This window comes from Streptomyces sp. NPDC054841 (assembly GCF_053611045.1).
In genome coordinates this window covers 1-4,615 of the sequence record NZ_JBSGZO010000596.1, presented here as the reverse complement: position 1 = coordinate 4,615, position 4,615 = coordinate 1, and the positions used below count along the sequence as shown (strand labels likewise).

The 4,615-nt window shown below is 66.8% G+C and carries 4 protein-coding genes and 1 pseudogene; 3 read left to right on the top strand and 2 right to left on the bottom strand.

Going from position 1 to position 4,615, the window contains the following annotated elements:
• Positions 1-3: 3 nt before the first annotated feature.
• Entirely contained in the window at positions 4-1,077 is a 1,074-nt protein-coding gene (locus ACWGI8_RS40055) for an IS3 family transposase (RefSeq protein ID WP_453668369.1), read from the top strand.
• A gap of 117 nt (positions 1,078-1,194) precedes the next feature.
• On the opposite strand, the gene ACWGI8_RS40050 is transcribed toward ACWGI8_RS40055, so the two are convergent.
• Positions 1,195-2,385: an IS110 family transposase gene (locus tag ACWGI8_RS40050; RefSeq protein WP_453668368.1), complete on the bottom strand. Its 1,191-nt coding sequence runs from the start codon at positions 2,383-2,385 to the stop codon at positions 1,195-1,197.
• A 600-nt stretch (positions 2,386-2,985) separates the two neighbouring features.
• Positions 2,986-3,438: a hypothetical protein gene (locus tag ACWGI8_RS40045; RefSeq protein WP_453668367.1), complete on the bottom strand. Its 453-nt coding sequence runs from the start codon at positions 3,436-3,438 to the stop codon at positions 2,986-2,988.
• Positions 3,439-3,568: 130 nt separating this feature from the next.
• On the opposite strand from ACWGI8_RS40045, the pseudogene ACWGI8_RS40040 reads away from it, so the two are divergent.
• Both ACWGI8_RS40040 and ACWGI8_RS40035 read left to right on the top strand, forming a co-directional pair.
• Positions 3,569-3,703 (top strand): annotated as a pseudogene (locus ACWGI8_RS40040) (IS5 family transposase); the annotation flags it as partial.
• 294 nt (positions 3,704-3,997) lie between these two features.
• The gene (locus tag ACWGI8_RS40035; RefSeq protein WP_453668366.1) at positions 3,998-4,276 is read left to right on the top strand and encodes a hypothetical protein; all 279 of its coding nucleotides are present in this window, start codon (positions 3,998-4,000) and stop codon (positions 4,274-4,276) included.
• Positions 4,277-4,615: the final 339 nt, after the last annotated feature.

Here is a 4,615-nt window from a genome sequence, read left to right as displayed (position 1 = left end):
TGCATTGAGAGGTGCCCGCCGGGTTCGGGAAGCGGTCCGGGGAAACGGGCTGGCCGAAAGGCCGGAACCGCGCCCCGGGCCGACTTTCACCGACCAGCCCCGCACGAGGCCGACGCGGTGATCAACCACCTCCGCGACGACTTCGGGGTCGAGCCGGTGTGTCGGGAACTGGACCTGTCGGTCTCGGCATACAACGCCCGCCGCAGGCGGCCCGCATCCGCCCGGCACCTGCGTGACGAACGGCTCGTCGAGCACATCCGCCGCATCCACGCCGCATCCGGGGAGACCTACGGAGCCCGGCGCGTCCACCGCCAGCTGCGACGCGAAGGCGTGCACGCCGCCCGGTGCACCGTCGAACGGCTGATGCGCGAAGACGGCCTGGAAGGCGTCATCCGCGGACAGCGGCGCCGCACCACCATCCCCGAGCCGTCCGCACCCAGGCCACCGGACCTGGTCAACCGCCACTTCGAAGCCCCTCGTCCGAACCAGCTGTGGGTCGCCGACCTCACCTATATCCGCACCTGGTCAGGCTGGGTCTACGTCGCCTTCGTCCTGGACGTGTACTCGCGCATGATCGTCGGATGGCAGCTCGCCACCCACATGCGCACCGATCTCCCGCTGGACGCCCTGGAGATGGCCCTGTGGCGGCGTGGCATCAAGAAGGGCTCGGGGCTGATTCATCACAGTGATCGCGGTTCGCAAGACGTATCCATCCGCTACGGCGAACGGCTGTTGGAAGCGGGCGCGAGCGCCGTCGCCGACAGCTACGACAACGCCATGGCTGAGGCCCTCAACGGCTCCTTCAAGGCCGAGCTGATCGAGCACCAGGGCCCATGGCGAGACGCTGACCAGGTCGAACACGCCGTCGTCCAGTGGGTCGGCTGGTACAACACCGAGCGCCTGCACTCCGCCCTCGACTACGTCCCACCCGAGGAATTCGAAGCCGCGTACTACCGTTCCCTGGCCATCCTCGAACGCCGCCTGAAGACACGCAAACCGGCCGCTACGAAACTCGGGGCAGCTCATTGTCCGCACGTGAGCTTGCTGCGCTCCAAGGCGCTCCCGATGAGCGCGTGATACGGGTCGGATGGGATGCCAGCCTCTTCACGTACTTCGCCCAAGTGCTCGATGAGGATGCCGAAGGCGTAGTTGTCCAGGTGGTCTGGATGGGAACGACACCTCCTAATGATGTTGTCAAGCGGCAGTTGTGACGGGGAGGTTGCTTTGGTAGCACCGTCCGTCACGGATCAGAGCCCACAAGACGTTCACTCGGCGGCGGGCCAGGGCAAGGACGGCCTGGGTGTGTCGTTTGCCCTCGGCGCGCTTGCGTTCGTAGAAGCGCCGGGATGCGTCGCAGTTGCGGATGCTGATGAGCGCGGAGGTGTAGAAGACGCGTTGCAGGCCGCGGTGGTAGCGCCGGGGGCGGTGCAGGTTGCCGCTGACGTTGCCGGAGTCCCGGGGCACCGGGGCGACACCGGCGAGGCTGGCCAGGCGGTCGGCCGTGCCGAAGCGGCTCATGTCGCCGGCCGTGGCAGCGAGGAATTCGGCACCCAGCAGAGGGCCGATGCCGGGCATGCTGGAGATCACTTCGGCGAGGTCGTGTTCGCGAAACCGGGCCCCAATGAGCTTGTCGATCTCCGCGATCTGCTCGTTGAAGGTCATCACCTCCTTGGCCAGGGTGTGGATCACCTGCGCGATGGCCCTCTCCCCGGTGACGGCGGTGTGCTGGCGTGCGGCGGCCTCCAGAGCGGCGGCGGCCAGGTCCTCGGCGCCGCGGACCTTGCGGTTGCGCAGCCAGGTCTCCAGCCGCTTGACACCGGTGCGGCGCAGGGCAGCCGGAGTCTGGTAGCCGGTGAGCAGGACCAGCGGACCGACGTTGCCCAGGTCCAGGACGCGCTCCAACGCGGGGAAAATGCCAGTGAGTTGACTGCGCAGGCGGTTGATCCGGCGGGTCCGGTCGGCGTTCAGGTCGGCCCGGCGGCCGGTGAGGACCTGCAACTCGACGGCGTGCTCACTGTCCGGCCGCAGGACCGTCAGGTCCCGGCGCATCCGGGCCTGGTCCGCGATGACGGTCGCGTCCTTGGCATCGGTCTTGCCCATGCCCCGGTAGCCGGCAGAGGCCCGGTTGACCGCCAGCCCCGGTATGTAGACGAGGTGCTGACCATGGTTGAGCAGCACATTGATCCACAGGGCGGCCATGCCGTCGGCGACGTCGACCGCCCAGACCACGTCCTCGTCGATGGCCAGCACGTCAGCGAGCAGGGCCAGCAGTTCCGGTTCGTCGTTCAGCACGCGCCGCGACAACAGCCGCTCGCCCTCGGCTCCCAGGACCACACAGTGGTGGTGGGTCTTGCCGATATCCGTACCCGCCCAGATCTGGGCCACCAGTTCCTCCGGTCGTTCGATGTTCTGTGCTCCCGGACGACCTCGCCGACGTGGTCCTACTCAGCGATGCGCCCGCAGGTGCTCGCAGCTCCTAATCAGTGGCCGAGTCGCCGTGAGACTCCGGGCGGCCAGGTGTCGCGAACCATCGAGGGCAACCGCATGAAAGCCATACCCGGAGTCTCTGGGCCTCTGGACCCTACGACGGCCCGTCCAACCCACCAACAAGGTAGGACCGCATGAGATCTGGGATCCGGGCCGCGTGGTCAGCGCCGTGCGGCCACACGCCGTCATCCCCGAAGGTCTTCAGGACGCCCTCAAGGCGGATGCTGCCGCGGAGGGTCAGCGCTTTGCCGGGCGCCGAGGCACGTGCCTTGTAGTGGAGACGGCGCTGGCTGGCGGTATCGACTCTGTTCAGGCGGAGGCGGTCCTCAGCGAGCTCGACACCAGGTGATACCCATCGCGGCCGCGTGGGCGTGGCGTGCCCAGGTTTGTGTGTTGGTTCTGGCCTGAGCGGCAAGGGAGGCCAGCTCCGCGGCTGTTGCGTCGGGAGCCGAAGTCCCGCCAAATCCAGCACCCGAGGGGCCAGGCCGACCGAGCTGGTCATTCGACGGACGGCCCCGGGCCGTGACCGAGCACCCATCCAGCCCGCGGCTCCTCGTGGACGCCCCAGATGACGGTGTGCCCGCCGTCCCGGAGGCACGCCTGCACTGATCGGCGGCTGATAGTGGTGGCTGAACGCACGGGAAGCATGGCGAGGCGCAGGCTGCTGGTCTCCATTGCTTCCTTCAGCAGCGGAGTCGTGGGGTGGTAGTCGACGTCGAGGACCGCCCGTCCGTACAGCAACCTCACGCGGCCAGCGTCCTGCCAGATCGCGCCGGTCAGCGGTACCTTGAGTGCGTCATCGACGCTGGCCTGGACCGTACGCACGAAGAGCTCGAGCGCGCCCGGGGGAATCGGTTCACCGGCGTTCGCGTAGTTCTCCCTGATCTGGTGCGCCCACCACAGTGCGGCGGCCTGGCTGGCGTTCGGTGCATCGGCGTAGGGGTGGGTCATCGGCTCATCTCGTTCGGAAGTGGAGCAGGGGATGTCGGCTGGCGGTCTGTTCGTATCAGCCCCAGCTGGGGCTGATACGAACTCCATTCGTTCGCATATCAGCCGGTTGGGGGGCAACTCGTGAGGCGTCTGGACGGGCTCCGGCTACCGAACCAAAGCCTTCGACCACGGCGCAACCCTCGCCATCGACGTCCACGTCGCGCGAAGCGCCCCCGCAGATGAAGGATTCAAAGTCATCCCACGACGGTGGATCGTTGAGCGCACCTTGTGTGCCACGAGGCGCTCTGTTTGAATCCCGGATTCAGCCGGGAGGAACTTGGAACAGGTTCCTGGGCCAGGTGACTTACCTGGATCCGAAAGGTGGACGGGACAACAGCATGTCAGAAAACCAGTGACCGGGCCCGGTAATCCAGCCGGGCTTCTGTATCTATGCTGGTCAACGGGCTGAAGGCGGGGAGCGTAGCGGGACGTCGGCGGGTGCGGGCGGTCTTGGAAGGGCCGTCCCGCGAACGTGGGCCTGCGCCGCATGTAGTGACCACGCACGGGACAGTGCACCGTCGTGATCGACGATGTGCCGATGAGCGTGTGGGAACAGGAACTGGAAGCACTCGTGAAACCCCGGCAGACACATTCGCGAGGTCAATTCCAGGCATTACGTGTTCGATCAGCCGCGGGCCGCGATCCGTACCCGCGGTGCCGTTGGACATCGCTTCCGGTGGTCATCATCCACGCCAGCCGCCTGCTGCGCCGCACGGCCCTGGACGCCGCCTTCGGTCACCGCAGACCCGACGAGATCGCCCTCGGCCGCGGACTGAGTAGCTCCTGGACGCTGGCGTGATTGTGATCAGGACCGGGTGTTCGCTCCAGTGGACACAAGTGCCTTCCAGAGGGCCCAGGAGTTACCTCGACTGCCTCCCCGGGGTGATACGCGACGCTGCCTTCCTTGTCCTGTCGCAATTCGCACAGGCCATCCCGTGCAGTGATGCTGCTGGCGGGACGGAGAGAGCACCATTGCTTGCTGCCACGCGCCCCAGAACGCGGCGTCTCCGCCTGCTTGGTCGGCGTGAGAGTTCCCGGCGTTCAGAAGCCGTATCTCAACCGAACGTGATCCGTTGATTTCTGCTGGTCAGGCATGGTTTTGCTCGGGGTGAGGGAGGCATGCGGCGTCTTGTATCCG

What these genes read in the sequence shown, in the direction of transcription:
- ACWGI8_RS40045 (WP_453668367.1), bottom strand. Translation starts at nt 3,438, where the DNA reads ATGACCCACCCCTACGCCGATGCACCGAACGCCAGCCAGGCCGCCGCA.